At 46.8% G+C, this 17,442-nt stretch carries 10 protein-coding genes and 2 riboswitches; of the genes, 2 read left to right on the top strand and 8 right to left on the bottom strand.

Going from position 1 to position 17,442, the window contains the following annotated elements:
- Nucleotides 1-299 precede the first annotated feature (299 nt).
- The 8 genes from J2Z37_RS12385 to J2Z37_RS12420 all read right to left on the bottom strand — a co-directional run bounded on the left by J2Z37_RS12385 (nt 300) and on the right by J2Z37_RS12420 (nt 14,118).
- Nucleotides 300-461, bottom strand: coding sequence for a hypothetical protein (locus J2Z37_RS12385; protein ID WP_209810588.1), 162 nt, complete (start codon nt 459-461; stop codon nt 300-302).
- Nucleotides 462-470: 9 nt separating this feature from the next.
- Nucleotides 471-3,638, bottom strand: a complete 3,168-nt coding sequence (locus J2Z37_RS12390; RefSeq protein ID WP_209810589.1) for a DEAD/DEAH box helicase — start codon at nt 3,636-3,638, stop codon at nt 471-473.
- A complete protein-coding gene (locus J2Z37_RS12395; RefSeq protein WP_209810590.1) occupies nt 3,635-5,200 on the bottom strand; it encodes an SWIM zinc finger family protein in 1,566 nt (521 codons plus the stop codon). Before J2Z37_RS12395 ends, J2Z37_RS12390 begins: the two co-directional genes overlap by 4 nt.
- A 114-nt stretch (nt 5,201-5,314) precedes the next feature.
- Nucleotides 5,315-5,992: an ECF transporter S component gene (locus J2Z37_RS12400; protein ID WP_245203778.1), complete on the bottom strand. Its 678-nt coding sequence runs from the start codon at nt 5,990-5,992 to the stop codon at nt 5,315-5,317.
- The gene (locus J2Z37_RS12405) at nt 5,965-7,626 is read right to left on the bottom strand and encodes an ABC transporter ATP-binding protein (protein ID WP_209810591.1); all 1,662 of its coding nucleotides are present in this window, start codon (nt 7,624-7,626) and stop codon (nt 5,965-5,967) included. The genes J2Z37_RS12400 and J2Z37_RS12405 overlap by 28 nt, the downstream gene beginning before the upstream one ends.
- Entirely contained in the window at nt 7,607-8,485 is an 879-nt protein-coding gene (locus J2Z37_RS12410; RefSeq protein ID WP_342453820.1) for an energy-coupling factor transporter transmembrane component T, read from the bottom strand. Before J2Z37_RS12410 ends, J2Z37_RS12405 begins: the two co-directional genes overlap by 20 nt.
- Nucleotides 8,482-9,225: a DUF4430 domain-containing protein gene (locus tag J2Z37_RS12415; RefSeq protein ID WP_209810592.1), complete on the bottom strand. Its 744-nt coding sequence runs from the start codon at nt 9,223-9,225 to the stop codon at nt 8,482-8,484. Before J2Z37_RS12415 ends, J2Z37_RS12410 begins: the two co-directional genes overlap by 4 nt.
- 396 nt (nt 9,226-9,621) lie before the next feature.
- A complete protein-coding gene (locus J2Z37_RS12420; protein WP_209810593.1) occupies nt 9,622-14,118 on the bottom strand; it encodes an S-layer homology domain-containing protein in 4,497 nt (1,498 codons plus the stop codon).
- 124 nt (nt 14,119-14,242) lie between these two features.
- A riboswitch (cobalamin riboswitch) is annotated at nt 14,243-14,430 on the bottom strand.
- 157 nt (nt 14,431-14,587) lie between these two features.
- On the opposite strand from J2Z37_RS12420, the gene J2Z37_RS12425 reads away from it, so the two are divergent.
- A complete protein-coding gene (locus J2Z37_RS12425) occupies nt 14,588-15,124 on the top strand; it encodes an S-layer homology domain-containing protein (protein ID WP_209810594.1) in 537 nt (178 codons plus the stop codon).
- A gap of 629 nt (nt 15,125-15,753) precedes the next feature.
- Nucleotides 15,754-15,903: riboswitch (SAM riboswitch) on the top strand.
- Between the two features lie 138 nt (nt 15,904-16,041).
- Nucleotides 16,042-17,250 carry a methionine adenosyltransferase gene (gene metK / locus J2Z37_RS12430; RefSeq protein WP_209810595.1) on the top strand — a complete coding sequence of 403 codons (1,209 nt, stop codon included), beginning with the start codon at nt 16,042-16,044 and terminating at the stop codon, nt 17,248-17,250.
- Nucleotides 17,251-17,442: the final 192 nt, after the last annotated feature.

The following is a 17,442-nucleotide window of genomic DNA, read 5'->3' on the forward strand; positions in this document are numbered from 1 at the left end:
TTTTGGTTTTGCTGGGTTTTTAAACTATCTCAGTCATTTCCAAATTCAACCTACGTAAAACATTGTGGTAGTCGGTTTCGTTCATTGTAACTATTGGCTTTGCAGGCTTGAAAAGTGGCATCTTAGCGGAAAAAGTTTCCGTTATCAATTGCAAAACTGGCTTCAAACAGTATTATAGACCCCTTTAACGGAAAAAAATTCCGCTATTCCCCTTTTTAACAAGTGATTTCTAGGGATAGCGGAAAATTCTTCCGTTAAAAGGGAAGGACCCACAACACCATAGTAGCAAGCCCCAAAAACTATTCTTCCATTTTCCGCGGACGCATCTCCCGTCCCATGTCCATCTCTTTGCGGAGAGTGATAAACCAATTTCTCCACGCTGGTGACATGTCCTGCAAATGGGCGGGAAGGTGCTTCATGATTTCCTCTTGTTCCTTCTTTGACAACTTCTCTCTCGGCATAGAAAACACCTAACTTTCAATCCATTCTTTGCGCAGCGTAAAAATGTCCTTCAGCTCGTCCGTCGACATTTCGGAAATCCATTGTTCCCCGGCACCAACAATCATTTCGCTTAACCCCAATTTACGTTCCAGCATCTCATCGATGCGTTCCTCCAAGGTCCCCAACGTAATAAACTTGTGCACGTGGACATGACGGGTTTGGCCGATTCGATAGGCACGATCTGTCGCCTGATTTTCGATGGCAGGATTCCACCACCGATCAAAGTGGAAGACATGGTTAGCCCCAGTCAGATTGAGTCCGGTTCCCCCAGCTTTTAGCGAGAGAATAAATATGGCATGCTGTTCTTCAGGCGGAAGCGTATCATCCTGAAAACGGGCAATCATCTCATCCCGTTTGTTCTTGGTCACCCTACCATGAAGGAAAAGCACGGGTTCCTGTCGATGATCCTCGATCACTTTTTGCAGCAGACGGCCCGTTTGAGCAAATTGTGTGAAAATCAGACACTTCTCACCCTCATTGCGAAGATCCTCAATCATTTCCAACAAGCGTTCAATCTTTTGGGAGCGGAACACACTCACCTGACTCAAGGGAATAGTGGCCACAGGTGCCGACCCCATGTCACCTTCCGTGCCCCCCTGACTCGAAGGAATAGTGGCCACAGGTGCCGACCCCATGTCACCTTCCGTGCCCCCCTGACTCAAGGGAATAGTGGCCACAGGTGCCGACCCCATGTCACCTTCCGTGCCCCCCTGATCCGAAGGAATAGTGGCCACAGATCCCGGCCCTATGTCATCTTCCGAATCCTCCTGACCCGAAGGAATAGCGTCCATAGGATCCGCCTCCATGTCACCCTCCACATCCTCCTGACTAGAAGGTATATCGACCACAGGACCTTGACCAACACCATGATCCAGCGCCCTGTCCCCCAACCGCGCTATCTCCTCCTTCAAATACAAAGACGGGTGATTGCACAGCTGCTTGAGCCTTGTCAATGCAGCAAAGATTAAGCCCCGCCGTTCCATTGGGGTTACGGTTTCCAAACGGGCAAACAGATCCTGGATGTACATCTCATAGAGCGAGGCCTGCTCCACGGTGAGGGAGACGAATTCCTTCGACTCATTTTTCTCCGGGAGGTCCAGTTGAATCGCGGGATCTGTCTTCAACCGTCGGAGCAGGAAGGGGCGGACGAGCTGTTGCACCCTTTGAATGACCACGGGGTCACTCGTTTTTTCTATGGTCGTAACAAATTGCTCAGAAAACTGACGCAAACTTCCCAAGTAACCCGGATTGATAAACTCAAAAATCGACCACATCTCCGTCAACCGATTTTCCATCGGGGTTCCGGTCATCGCGATCCGATGGCGGCCTTTCAAACGGCGGATGGCAGCGGATTGCTTGGTGTAGGCATTTTTAATGTTTTGCGCTTCATCTAGACAGATAGAGTCCCAACTCACAGTAGTCAGTTCCTGTTCATCCAAATGGCTTAAGGCATAGGAGGTTAACACTATATCCGCCCCGCTGACCGCCTTCGCAAATTCATCCCCTTTGATCCGCTTGGAGCCATAGTGCAGATAAACCTTCAAAGATGGGGCGAAGCGCTCCAATTCTTTCTGCCAATTTCCAAGCACAGAGGTGGGGCAGATGAGAAGCGAGGGTGAACCCGGCTGCTCCTTTTCCACCACATCAAGCAAATAGGTAATGAACTGGATCGTTTTCCCGAGGCCCATATCATCAGCAAGGCAGCTGCCAAGTCCCAAACGTCGAAGGAACAACAACCAGGAAACCCCCTGCAACTGATAAGGGCGTAGTGTGGCCTGAAGTTCTTTTGAAGGTTCAAAAGGAGGCATCGTACTTCTTTGACCGAGCTGTTCCATAACCTTGGACAAATGGGGTCCCCAATCAATTCCCATTCCCCATTCTGCAGAGGAGGGATCTCGGGTCAGCTGGGTTTCCAACAGTTCCTGAAAAGAAAGTCCATCTTGCTTCTGTGCCCTTTTCACCAGTTGTTGAATTTTTTCCATCAGCGAAAGGTCAAGCTGAACCCATTTTCCCTGGATGTTGACCAACGATTTTCGCTGCTTCAGCATTTTCAAAAATTCCTCTTCGCTAACGTCCATGTCTCCAATCGCGACTTGCCAGTCGAATTGGATAATTTGATTCAGTCCGAAAAGGGGGGCAGCAGCCGAACCCACAGAGGAAGCGACCCGCGCCGTAAGCTTAGGTTGAAGTTTCTTGAGATCTTTCCACCATTCCGGGAGAAATACTTTAATCCCCGCTTCAATTAAACGAGGTCCTAACTCGAGCAAAAACTCCCAGGCCTGCTCGTCATCCAATGTCATCCCTTTGGGTCCTTCCGAAAAAGGGAGGTGTTGAGTGAGCGCTTGAATTCCCTCTTGCATTCGTTCCATATGTTCAGCCCACAGTTTGGGATAAGAAGGACGCAATGGCTTACCGTCTCCCGTCACGGGATAAATCCGCTCTTCTTTTTCTCGATCTTGAAGAACAGGGCGTAAGATCCAATCCCCATCCTTCTTCGGTTCCTTCAATTGCAGCCCCAAATGGAAAGGACAATGATCCTCCTTCCAGCCAATCGCGACTAGCCAATCTTCATCCGTTTGTAAATTGGAGATCGGAACACTTTGCCGAACTGTAGGATGCTCAACCAGCACCTGTAACCAAGCTTCCTGAATAAAAGGGAGAGTATCCACCCTTCCGGACAGATCCCTCATGACCGCTGCAAACCAGTCGTCAAGATAGGGAAGGGGTTCCGCTGGAGGATTCGTCAAACACCAGCTCCAACCGCTCTTTTGCTCAGCATCCTCATCAAAATGCAGCCGAACAGGGAGGATCCTTCCTTCATAAATTTCATTCCACAACCAAGTAGCAGTTCGGCGCAAAATATGCGCTTCATCACTCCAAGCAATCTCCGCATGTTCTAGCGAGACCGGGGCGGAAAGATATTCAAGGGCCAAATAAGGAGGCAACAAGACCCCTTCTTGTCCATCGAGCTGATGCTCTTTAATCAATGCCCCAAAAAAAGAGGGAGAGTGCCAAGCAAATAGGGTTGACTTGATCGAATAAGGGTAAAAATCCTCATCATCACATTCCGCCCAAATGAAAACGCCCTGCTTTGGCATCCATTTTGTACGGATGTGTATCGGACTGGTCAAAATCATGTGCGGATCTTCCCCCTTTCCAATTCATCCTGAAAGGCACGAAGCCGGCTATATTCATTGGTAAGAAAGGAAACATACTGCTCCCATTGGCTTTGCATTTTCAGGTGTTTATAATGTGACTTCAATTTTTTCAACAGCTTAACTGCTTGTTTATAAGAAGGACGATTTTTAAATTGAATCCATCGCTCCACATCTTGGTGATAGAGTGGCAGCAGCAAGCGTCGGTCGTGATTTTCGACTTCTTTTAATACCTGTCTTGGGACTTCAAAAGGGGAAATCCTCTCGGCCAGCAAGAGATCAACCCACGTTTGGTAGGCTTCTAATTCAAAAAGGTAGTCCGAATAAACCCTGAAACTCCCAGGCAGCATAGAGGCTAAAGCTTTCTTTACTTCCTTCTGAATGGACGGATCCTGCTTAGAACAAGCCACCCAAAAGTTCCCAATAGAAGTCGCCATTTCACGTTTTTCATATGCTGCATAGGGACGAAGCCAGCGCAGCCATTGAAGTAGCCGCTCCCATTCTTGATAATGTTGGAAAGTGTTTAGATAAGGTAGGACATGGTCCATTCGTCGGATAAAAGTGACTTGTAAATGTTTCTGTGCGGACTCGTCCTTTTTTTCCATAAAGTCAAGATGGGCAAGTAGGACATGACAGAGATCTTCCTGCACGTCTGACCATTCGGCCTCCACCAATGCGTTTTCCAGGCGCTTCCTTTCCTGCTGAATCCAAGGCTGACGGTTTAAAGCTTTGGACCACAAAATCTGATTGATGTGAATCCACTCTCGATAGAAATTCCGTGAGGAAAAGAGAGCGTCAGATAAAAAGGGAGCCAAAGGATCCAAAATCTGGACTTCCACTTTCGCCATTTCCGAGAGGGAGCCTAATTTGGAAATCTGCTCGTACAACTGATTCAAAAGGCTGTGGATATTATTTGAATTGGGATTATAATAGTAATGGCGATTTTCAACGCCCGTTTGTTCCAGTTCCTTTACCAAATAAAGGTGAAGATAAAGGGCAAAAAACTTCTTTTTGGTTAGATTCCAGCTTGTTGTGGCATTTTGCCAGGAGCTGATAAAATGATTGATCTTGTATTCCACGTTATAGGGTTGGAACAGAGCCTGTTTTTTGGCCTCCCGATCGATAAAGCGCAGCCACTCCACAGGAGAATCGGTTTCCAATGGGGAAAGGTGGGCGGGTTTTTTCTTTTGGGGCCGCGAGACGTTGGTTACAGCCAGTTTTTTATCCTTGTAGGCAGCTAATAGATTCCGCGGATGTTCCACGGTTTCATAGATGGTGAAAAAAACAGCAACAATATGCTTGCATATCCCATCATAGGGACAGGTGCAAGTACTATTTAAAAAGAAATGAGGATCAACAATCACGTTGTAAAGGTCTGTTCCTTCAACCAAGGCGAAGACCTCGTCATCGATGACATCCAAATCTGAAACGGATTGCCTAAAATAATAATCAAAACCACGAGATATAATTTTCTCCTCTGTATACATGTCCAGGTGTTCGGCAATAAAAGTTAGGATGTCCCTTGGAATTTGTAAAACAGACATACAGGCACCTCCGTAAACGCCAAACACAACGGATCCCCGAGTGGAAGGCGTGATCATACTTATATTATCATACAACAAGCAGGCTGGTTTGCGAACCCTGTCGAATTTACCAGCCTAACTTAACAATCCATATTTCCGTTTAAATCGCTGCAGAATTCGCAGCCAACTTGGTCCAAACACAGCTAGAAAAAACACATTGGAACAGGCATGCATCAGGTCGAACAAGGCACTCGATAGGTAGGTGAAAGCAAAAGATGACCAACTAAAGTCTTCCAAAAAACTTAGTACAATAGAGAGATTCATCACCCATCCAAACAAAAATCCCCAGACAAACCCGAACACCCATTGCCCTCCGCGTTTTTTCATCCACCAGGTATCCTTTAGCAAACCTGCAGTAAAACCAACGAGCCCCCAACTCAGCATTTGCCAGGGGGTCCAAGGACCTTGACCCAAAAACAGATTAGACACTAGGGCGGCTGTGGCGCCGATCATGAAGCCTGTTTCCGCCCCGAAGACGAGGGAGGATAGGATGATGACAAAGGTTGTCGGCTGTACGCTTGGGATCGCAGCAAAAGGGACCCGGCTCACGGCAGCAATCGCGGCAAGAATGGCAATGAGTACGATCTCTCGACTACTTATTTTCCGTCCCTCAAACCGCAGCAAAAAGGGAACCAGTGACAGAATCACGAACCCCATGCTTACAAGAAGAAAATGGTCTTCATATAAAAAGGGGACGAGGCATATAAACAGGATTAGCAGCAAAATCATGAGATAGAGCGTACGGCGCGGCAATGCGCAAGCACCTCCTCACAGGTGATCATGGTGGGCAATACGTTCCGCACGGCACGGCTAACCGCTGTGGTATAGAACACATTGCCTGCAAACATGTCCTGCGGTGTCCCATGGGAAGCGATCCCCCCGTCAAAGAGAAGGGCGCAGCGGGACGCATACTGGGCAGCAAACTCGACATCATGGGACACGATCACCAGGGTGATCCCTTGTGCATGCAGTTCCTGAAGTAGGAAAGCCAACTGCTGTTTCGACACCGGATCGAGTCCTTTGGTTGGTTCATCAAGCAACAGCACTTCAGGCTGATTCAGCAATAGACAGGCAAGCGCTGCTTTTTGCCGTTCTCCGCCGCTGCAGTCGTGAGGGTGACGGTTGAGAACGTTGCTTAATCCTAACTGGCTCGTTATCTCGTGCACCGCTTTCTTGGGATCCGCTTGTCCACTTTGCTCAGCCGACGCGATCAATTCCTGTTCCACCGTTTCTCGAACAAAGAACAGCATGGGATCCTGTGGCAAATACCCGATTTTCTGATAGAGCTCCGACTTTTTGAGTTTTTTAATGTTTTGCTTGCCAAAGAGCACTTTCCCTTTTTGTGGGGAGAGGAGTCCGGCGAGAAGTTTCAGCAGGGTGGATTTTCCAGCCCCATTTCCGCCAAGGATCGCAAGGTGGTCACCCTTGTAGATCTGAAGGGAAAGGTCTTCTAGAATCCACGGTGTCTGCCGTGAATATTGATAGAAGGCTTCTTTGATTTCAAGTAAGACTTCCGGGTACTGTTCGTTGGTTCCTTGATTAGGACTCATTGGCTTTAACGTCTTTTCAGCCCATGCTTTACACTCTTTTACGGTGAGTGGAATCTGTTCCTTCGATGGATCCAATTCCAAATAGAGTCTTGCAATCGAAGGGAGGTAAGTGATCAGTTCTGGATTTCCTGATTCCCAAACTTGATCAATCACCTCGCGGGGGGACCCTTCACAGTGAATGCGCCCCTGTTTCATAAGGATCACGCGATCTGCCAAAGGGAACACCTCTTCTAATCGGTGTTCGACGAGCACAATGGTGAGACCAAACTCCTGATTGAGTCGATAGACGATTTGAATCAGTTCCTTGGCCGCAATCGGATCAAGCTGCGCTGTCGGTTCATCAAGCAGCAGCACCTGTGGTCGCAAAAGCAGCACAGAGGCAAGGTTCAACAGCTGTTTTTGTCCGCCTGACAAGGTCTCTGTTTTTGCATGCAGTAAGGGTTCCAAACCAAAAAAATGCACCAATTCCGCCACTCTTCGGCGCATCTCAGCCACCCCGACCCCCATATTTTCCAGACCCAAGACAAGCTCCTGCAGTACTTCGTCCATCACTATCTGATTTTCCGGATCTTGAAAAACCAGTCCAATGTCTTTGGTTAACTGAGCGGGTGGATAGTCTTCTAGGGCTTTTCCTTGGTAAAAAATATCTCCGGTTAGTGAGCCGAAGGGGTGAATTTCTTTTTTTAATAATTGTAAAAGGGTGCTTTTTCCGCATCCGGAAGGACCTGCCAACACGAGAAATTCCCCTTCCTGAATCGATAGAGACAGCTCGGAAAGGGTTTCTTTTGGCTCTTCGGGGTAGGAAAAATACAGTTGTTTACATTCGAGAATGGCCAAAGCCCTCCCTCCCTTCGATGAAAATGGCCAGCAGTAAGTATAGAAGAAGACTGAAGTAGTATGGAACTTCCGATGTTGTGAGCACTATCCCTTCTAATCCGGGGTAAAAGGTTAACTGGCCATGACCCAGGATCCAGCCTCCAATACAGCAAAAAAGGGCGGCGAGCGTCAGCGTTAAAAATAGATAATCTGCACGTTTGAAACGATAGGGAACATAACTGCTTCGTTGTTCGAAAAGCCCATATCCCCTCGCCTTCATCGAATCCGCTGTTTGAATCGCCTCCTCGAGAGACATCGTCAAGAGCACCTGCAGCAGCAGCATTCCATCTCGCACCCTTTTCCATAGGGGACCTTCTGTGGGGTCTATTCCTCGCGTCTTTTGGACACTATGGATTTCGCTTAGGCGACGTTTTAAGAGTGGTACAAATCGTACAGCCATCAGGCAAAGCAGGGCAGTCTTTGGAAACAGCCGACAAAAGAGAAGAAGAAATTTCCCCGCGGTGATCACGTGGTTATACGAAATAAAAACGAGTAAAATACACCAAAGCGACAGCATCATCGTGATCCCATACCAAATCGACTCCAGGGTGATCGGTTGATCAAACAGATAGAAGAGGATGTGCTGCCCCCGGTGCGAAAGAAGCGGGTTGAGGACCAGGATGAATAGTCCGATCCACAGATAGGATTTTAGGTAGCTGCGGAGGACCGAAGTCTGCCCTTGCATGCAGATGAGCAGCACAATTCCCAGCAGCATGGTGGCTAAATAAATCGGGTGGAGGAGCAGCATGGATAATAGGAATAGCCCGATAAAATAAAGCCAACTCGTAAACGGATGAAAACCGTGAAGTCCACGCGTCACTGGCTACTGCCCCTTTCAAGGTCTTTCCCTAAGTCCAGGGTATAGAGCCACTCGATCCGATCACCCGTTTTTATTTTTGTAGCCCCTGCACTTTTTCCGCCAAAGGTCCCATTCACCCGGTACATCCAACCGCTTTTCGGTCCTCTATCAAACTCATAGATATTATTAATTCCTTCGACATAGGCAAAGCTTCCCGATCCGCTAAACTCCATCTGAATCTTTTTCTCTCTGGTGATTCGCTTCAAAACGTCTAGTACATTCTCCCCATCTTTCAACTCCACTTGAGTTTCTCCAAGAATGACCTGCTGCTGATCTGCCACGACCGATACAGTCACCGTCTGTACCTGTGGCTCAGGTTGAGTTGTTGGCTGCGGTGTAGGGGCAGGTGCTGGCTGAGATGGAGCTGGTTTTGTGGCTTCAGGTTGTTCCTTTTTAGGTTGAACGGTTGGTTGAACTGATGGTTGTTCGGGTTGCTTTGTAGGCTGCACCCTGTTCGCCGCTGGCTCTGATTCCTTGCCGGTCTGTTCGGATGGCTTAGTTGCCTCCTGATCAGAAGGGATTGCGGGTTCTGTAGGAGAAGCCTCGGACGATGGCTTGGTTGGTGGAACCGTCGCTTCTACTTTGGCTGGCTCAGATGCGATTTTTGGTGGGCTTGTTGTTGGTGAGGTAGGTTGAGTGCTTTCTGTGCCGCACCCAACTAGAAGTATAAGTGTTGATAGAATAATATAAAAACGTCCCATAAAAAACCTCCTGCAAAAAATAGGCGTAAAATTTTCCTTTAAAAGGTGCGGACCCTCAGATTTATCAAAAATAGGTGGAGATTTCACCAGTAAACCTTGAAAAGGGGGCATTTTATGCCGTTTTTATCATGATAAGTGGAAATGCTCCCCCTATTTAGCCATTCTTATTGGAGAATGAACGAATAGGGGGAAATTTTCCCCTTAAGTATTGGAATAACGGTACTTTTTTCCGTTATTTCAAAATTCAAATCGGATTTTAAATGAATAGCGGAAAAATATTCCGTTATGGAGAGTCCTGAAGCCCTTTACGGCACTTCCCAGGGATGTTAACGGAACTATTTTCCGCTATTTCGTCCTTTTATTATTTATTTCAATGAATAACGGAAAATCTTTCCGTTATTTCTCAAACACCTTTACGGCAACGGTTGCTGCCATCTCTCGGGTGACAGGATCTCGTGGGGCAAAGACCCCTTGACGGTAGCCTGTCATCACCCCGTGGTTAACCACAGCCTGGATGGCGGGGACAGCATCTATGTAAGCGGAATTCAAATCATTGAACTTCGCAATTTCCCCATTTGTTTGCCAATTCATCGCTTTCGCAATCATCATGGCCATCTCTTGACGGCTGATTGATTTGTTCGGCATAAAGGTGGTGGCAGTGATCCCTTGGACAATGCCCTTTTCCTTGGCTTTGGCCACATATCCATAATACCAGGAATCTACAGGGACATCGTCAAATATTTTTTCGTTTCCGCTGGCAGGTTCATCACCTAAAAGCTGGATCAAAATCTTCGCAAACTCCGCTCTAGTCACCGTTTTTTTCGGTTCGAATTGGGGAACGGTCTTGCTGGTTCCTTCCATTAATCCATGTTGATGTGCCTGTAATACAAAAGGTCTAGCCCATGCAGAAACGCGATCTGCGTCCTGATAGAGTTCTGTTAATGAAACATCAAAGCGGTAAATCGAACCTTTTCCTTGCAGAAAAGAATCATAGGCGACAAGGGCTGATAAAGCTTGTTCCGTTGCCATCTCATTTATCTTCTGATCCTGAGGATTATGAGCGAACCCTCCATTTTTCAGCTGATAGCTTAGTAGATTGGTGACGAGGTTGCTCTTTGACTTACTAAAAGCAGGGCTTGTCGGATCAACCCCAATGGCAGACAAACCAAGGATTACCTGTGAAACGGCCTCGCTGTTCGTTGTGCCATCCAGTGTCTCCTGATATCCCCCCTGATCTGTCTGGTGTGCAGAAAGCCAGGCAACAGCCTTACTAATCGCCTTTTGTACGCGCTCCTGACCTTGATAAGGTTCCAACGCTCCTAAAGCCATCCCCGTCAAATCCACGATTCCGGGGTCGCCGACGACCAGCGCAAAGCTGCCGTCCTCATTTTGTTGTTCAAGCAGCCAATTCAATAACCGCTCCTTCGACCACTTGGCATCGGCAGGAATATCATAATTCCCACTGTTCAGGGCAATCAAGGCAAACATCACACCATTAGTTCCCTGCAGGGTCATACGTTCATTGTTGTAAATCTTTTCAATTAAATCATAACCAGCGATGTTCCGCGGATCCCCACCTGCGGCAACGACTCCAAGCACCATCCGTTCGTAGTCCGTCACATTGCGGAAGACCCCGTCTTTTTCTTTCAAAAGAGCCTCGACACTCTTTAAATACGAAGCCGGTACAGCATTACCTGCACGGGCCAACGCGAAGGCCTCCCAATCCGAAATATCCTCTGAGCCAAGGATATAGTGGGCAGAGGCTTCGATAGCCGATGCCACCGGCACCCCTTTACCCGAATGAAGTTTGGTTCGATCAATCACGGCAAACTTCGTAAAATGGTCTACTTGCCCGCTCACAATTCCCGTTTTTACATCGACCACGGCCGGGATTGGAATCCACTCACTGGTTGTTTCGTTCCACCAAACCATAGCCAATTGTTCTAAATCGCTCACGTTCCCTAATGGAACCTTGATGGAGATCTGGATAGGTTGATCAAATTGGGTGCCGCTTGGGCCAAATTCATATAACGAAGATAGTAGTTCCGGCTGGGAAGTACTCAATTCTTTAACCGTTAGGGTCCTAGAGCTTTTCAGTGCCTCAGCAGGAATAAAAAGCTGCACTTCTTGCTCATCATCTTGCAGGATCATCTCCGATGATGATGTAACCGTATCACTCAACTCGACCACATTATTCTTTAATTGCGCCGCCAACTTGTTGCTCTCGTCAACAGACATCCGCTCAGAGGGATTAATAATGGCAACTGTTTTGGCTATTTCTTTAAGAGGCTTGCGATTATCAAAGCTAAATTCAAGGGATGAAATGGCATCATCCATTGGTGTCTTCGGTAAACTATAGCCAGGATTTCGGGTAAAATCATCTGTATAGATCCATTCCACCTCATCGCCGGGTGCAAGCTCGTATATTGCCGCACTAATTTCCGGAAAACTTCCATTTACAGAGAATTCCCAACCACTTTTTGGTCCCTTATCAAATTGTGCCAAGTCATTAATTGCTTTGACATAAAGGGTATCCCCACGTCCCGAAGTTTGTACCCGACTGCTACCTAATGCCCGCACGAGGATGGAGTAGGGAGTATCCCCAGCTTCCCAAGTGATCGTTTGGCGCGGCAGGAGCGTCCCATTTTCACTATCTCCCTTTACCGAGAGACTCACCGTTCTTTGCACAGTTCCGGCAGGTGAAGGCTTAATGCTAATTTCTTTTACACTTCTCAGAACCGTAGGCGCATCATTTTGAAGGTAGCCCGTTACAATGAGGTCGTGTTTTCCAGCTGTTACCCCATAAGGAAAGCTCGCCAGCCCATCACCGTCTGTTGTCACTGTCTTAGCCCCGATACGGACCTGCACGCCTGCTGCAGGAGATATTACCTCTTGGTTTTGAACCCAGTCCCAGCTGGTTTTTTGGACGAGAACATTAAAAGGTTGGTAAGCCTCTGGTTGCTCAGGCTGGATCGTGACGCTGTCAATGAATTCGGTAATGTTCCCATAGTAAACGTACAACTCATCAGAAGGCTGGAGGAGAAACGTACCGATGCTTTCTCCCACAAAGATCCATTTTCCATTCCGCTTTACCGTATATTGCCATCCATCATACCCACCATAGGTAGAAGGGCCAATTCCTTGAATCGTATCGATGTAAGGACCATAGGGTGAATCCTTAATTATATAAGGTATTTGGTTTTTATTCAGAAATTCTTCCAGAGCATTTCGTGCCGTAACCCCATTAGCAAATCCTTCTGCAATAGGGGACTGTGGGCCCTCTACAATGACACGGACGGGAACGCGCTCAACAAAAAAGGACGCTGTCTCCCGGACGACTTTGGGTGCACTGTCATCTTGGTAACCCGATACCTCCATTGAATAGGCCCCGCGTGGGAGACCTTGCACAAATGAAGCCACTCCGTACTCGTCTGTTGTCCCGATCAGATCCCCGATCTGGATTTGAATTTCGGATGCGGGGGTTGTAATCGTTCGACCGACTGTCCAATCGTAGGTAGCCTGCGTAACCGTTACTGTGAAGGCTTCATTTTCTTCTGGCTCTTCCGGACTCACTTGGACTGAATCAATAAGAGTGGTTTCATCCCCGTAATAGACAACAAGCTGATCATCTTTCTCAAGGACAAAGTCGGCGATGCCTACCCCAGGGAAAATCCAATCTCCACTGCGTTTAACGGCATAACGCCAGCCATCATAGCCACCATATGTTCCCTCTTTGATTCCTTGAATTTCCGATACATAAAGGCCAAAAGGTAATTCTGTAAGCTGATAGGAAATGTCCTTTTCATCTAATAGTTTTTCAAAAGCATCTAAAGCTGATCTTCCTGACGAGCTTCCTTCAACAATTGGTGCATCTGGACCTTCAACACGTACGGTGGCAGAGACCTTTTGACCCGTTGGCGGCTCTGCAGGATCCTCTGTTCCAGGCTCATCGGTACCAGGTGCCATCGTATTTTCAATTCCCTGAAAAATGAGTCCGCTGCCTGAATCTAAAAGCTTTTGATAGGATAAAAGAGCCAACAATGCCTGTTGGGTCGCTAATATATTCGCGCTGCCATCTTGTTGAAAAGTGAATGCCCCTTCCACATCCTCTGAGGCAAACCCAAGCAACGATTCTACCATCTCTTCCAAATCATTTGATTCCACATTTAAGGAAGAAAGACCAATAATCCCTTGGGCAAGACTATTGCTGTTGGCAGGACGAAGTCCCTGGATTTGCTGTACTGCAGCGGATATTTTATGTTGGACTTGCGGGTACTGGTCTGTATTATAGGGAGCTAGTGCAGCAAGCGCCATCCCTGTAATATCAAAGTCGGCCTTCGTCCTTCCAAGCGTCCACCCGCCTGTATCAAGGCTTTTAGCGAGAATTCCCTCAATAAGTCGGTCTCGTGTCGTTACGGCATCACTCGGAACCTCAAAATTCCCGCTATCCAATGCAAGCAGTGCCCAAATTGCACCATTTACACCTTGTTTCGTAATTTCCAAGATAGATCTGCTATAAACCTCTTCTATTAAATTAGTGCCCCCGATATTCGTAGGATCCAATCCTGCAGATTGAATGCCCACAACCGCAAGTGACAGATCGGTCATTGTCGAGAGTTCAGACCAATTCTCGCTCTGAGCATAGGTAATGTAGCTTTTACTAATTGGCTTTTCACTTAAATAAAGGGTAAAAGCATCCCAATGGGATGTTGGGTCGGCTTTGGTTGCGTAATAGGAAATGGATTTTTCCAATTGATCAGCTACCCGTGTAGAAAGCACAGATTGTGTTTCCTCAGCCTGAGCAACATTTGCTGTTCCAATTCCAGAAAATTGCAGCAAAAGCATCATAACCATCCACAAGCTGAGATAACGCTGCATGTTTATTCGCTTCATTCAAGTATCCTCCTTTTTTGCAAACAAAAAACGCTCTATCAAAAAAAGATAGAGCGTAAGATTTTACCGTTGGGTCTCCCATAAAAGAAACCATGGCCACCTCCCTATCTCCCGTAGGTCAAAATTTGTGCCTGTTGCTACGGCAGGTCTCCTGACTCGGCTTCATTCAATGGTTTCCCCTTCCCAGTCCGATGGACCAGTGGTTTGGAAACATTGTCAGCCTTACAGTGGCGGGACCGTGTCGGATTTACACCGAACTTCCCTTTTAAAATCATCGAGTTAACGATGATTACCGTCGCAATTTTCATATGTAGTTCTTGCCCATCATACTACCCCAACCCCAATCCGTCAATAAACCGGATGTATTGTTTTTCCTCTAATTCCACGGATCTACTAGTGAGTCTTTCATCGTTGTTCGGTATCATCGGTTTTGTTGGGGTTAGACCCCGTAAATAAAGGGAGGTACATCATGAATAAAAACACAGTAAAAGGTTTTGTCCTTGGAATGGTAGCTACTATGTCTATTGGCGTTGGGATCAGTGCAGTTGCTGCTGAAGGCTTCTTTAAAGATGTAAAAGAAGGCGCTTGGTATACAACAAATATCGAGTGGGCAAAAGATATGGGATTAATGCAAGGGACTGGTGATGATCAGTTCCAACCTGATAAAGCTTTGACTCGTGCCGAAATGGCTACTGTCTTGCGCAACCTTTATGAAAATGGATATTTTGCAAAAGACGTTGAAGAAAATACAGTAAACGAAGAACCTGCACAGGATCAAGTGAAAGAAGAGCAACCTGCTAATGATCAAGTGACAGAAGAAGAGCAGGGAACTGATGAGCAAGTGGATGAAGAACAGCCTGCTGATCAAACAGTAACTGAAGAACAACCTGATAGTACAGTAACTGAAGAGCAAGCTGATAGTACTGTAACTGAAGAGCAAGCTACAGACGAGCAACCTGCTGCAACTGATGAGGCAGCTACTGAAACACAAGCAACTCAACAATAAAAAATGATGATAGGCTGTCCTTTTTGGGGGCAGCCTTTTTAATGGGCTAATATTCCATACACCTTTTGGTAATTAGGTACAGGATGATACATTTTTTAAAAAATTCGTTCGATTCAGGTGTTTTTTAAAAAAATTGGGTCTGAACATGCAAAGCTTCATCGTTTCTTTCGATGATAGAGGAGCAGATGAGATTTTGGGGTGCCCTCTAACCATTATCCCCTCATTTTGACCTTCGACGTCACCAATAATTAATCCAGGTCACAAAATGAGAGGCCCAGGTCACAAAATCGGGGGTCCAGGTCACGGGAAATAGGATTCAGGTCACAGGAAATGAAATCCTGCTCACATTGGTGTAATCATTACAAATAAATACTTGGGCTAGTATACTCCTATACTAAGAGGGTCCATTATTGGTCTTACAATCACCACTTTTAAAGGAGAACCGATCGTCAGTCCGGCATGTCTCCCGCTGAACCAAAGGGATAGCGCCCACAAGCAGCCCTGTAGCCCACACAAGCCAAGTCCCTCCAACCACACCCAAGCTCCCAGCCAGCCCCATCCCCCTGTCACCAGCATAAAATCAAATTGACAAGTTTCCAAAACTTAGATATTCTTATCCAGGACGGATACTCTTATTCCGAGCAGGCTGAGGGACTGGCCCGATGATGCCCGGCAACCGCACAAGGGGATATTGGTATTTTTCTCATAATTGGGGAAAGCTAGTATTAATCGTGAAAGGTGCTAACCAGCAGGGCCTTTACAGGTTCTGGAAATAAGAGGTAAAGGATGCGAACTAATAGCCTTTTCCTCAGGGAGAAGGTTTTTTAACGTCTTAACAGCAACACCTCTCTAACGTTCGGAAAAGCTTTGAAAGTGAGTGCCGTATCTACGATTGTTATTTAAAGGAGGTACGTGAAATGGCCCTACAAAAAGGACGTCATCTTTTCACATCTGAATCAGTAACTGAAGGCCATCCAGATAAAATTTGTGACCAAATTTCCGACTCGATTCTGGATGCGATTATTGAGCAAGATCCTAATGCCCGGGTGGCTTGCGAAACATCTGTAACAACAGGGTTGTGCCTTGTTGCAGGCGAAATTACAACATCCTCCTATGTGGATATTCCAAAAATTGTGCGTCAGACGATTCGGGAAATTGGTTATACCCGAGCCAAATACGGATTTGATGCAGATACTTGTGCAGTTTTGACTTCAATCGATGAACAATCCCCGGATATTGCGCAGGGGGTTGACCAGGCGTTAGAAGCACGCGAAGGACAAATGACCGATGAAGAAATCGAAGCCATTGGAGCAGGGGATCAGGGGTTGATGTTTGGTTTTGCCAGCAATGAAACACCTGAGTTGATGCCGCTTCCGATTTCCTTGGCGCATAAGCTTTCCCGTCGTCTTTCCGCAGTGCGTAAGGATGGCACACTAGCTTATCTTCGCCCAGACGGCAAGACACAAGTTACGGTGGAATATGATGGGGACAAGCCTGTACGGGTGGAAACAATCGTTATTTCTACCCAGCATGATCCAGAGATTACCCTTGAACAAATCCAAAAGGACTTGAAGGAACAGGTTATTCAACCCGTTGTTCCTGCTGAGTTCCTGGATGAAAACACGAAGTATTTCATCAACCCAACAGGCCGTTTTGTTATTGGTGGACCACAAGGGGATGCTGGATTAACCGGCCGTAAAATCATCGTGGACACTTATGGCGGATATGCTCGTCATGGCGGTGGAGCATTCTCCGGGAAGGATCCAACGAAAGTGGACCGTTCTGCTGCTTACGCTGCTCGTTATGTAGCGAAGAACATTGTTGCTGCGGGACTGGCTGACAAATGTGAAGTTCAAGTGGCATATGCCATTGGGGTTGCGCAACCTGTTTCAATCAGCGTGGACACCTATGATACCGGGAAGATTGCAGAAGAGCGTATCGTGGATTTAATTCGTAAACATTTCGACCTTCGTCCAGCCGGAATTATCAAAGAACTAGACCTTCGTCGTCCGATTTACAAGCAAACAGCAGCCTATGGCCATTTTGGCCGGACAGATGTTGACTTGCCTTGGGAACGCACAGACAAAGCAGAAGTTTTAAAACAGGATGCAAAAACCTTAGTTTAATTCGAACACCAGCAAACCCGGTTATTTAACCGGGTTTTTGTTTTGCCCATTATTTTCCGGTAGGAAAATAGAAATCAATGACGAATTAAATTAGATTAGACTGCAGTACGCAACAAAGGAGATAGAAAATCAGGTCATGGTACTTAATTACCATCATATCGAGCGCAACTTTCAATCAACCTAAAAGATCAT

The organism is Ammoniphilus resinae (genome assembly GCF_017873965.1).
GTDB classification, from domain to species: Bacteria; Bacillota; Bacilli; order Aneurinibacillales; family RAOX-1; genus Ammoniphilus_A; species Ammoniphilus_A resinae.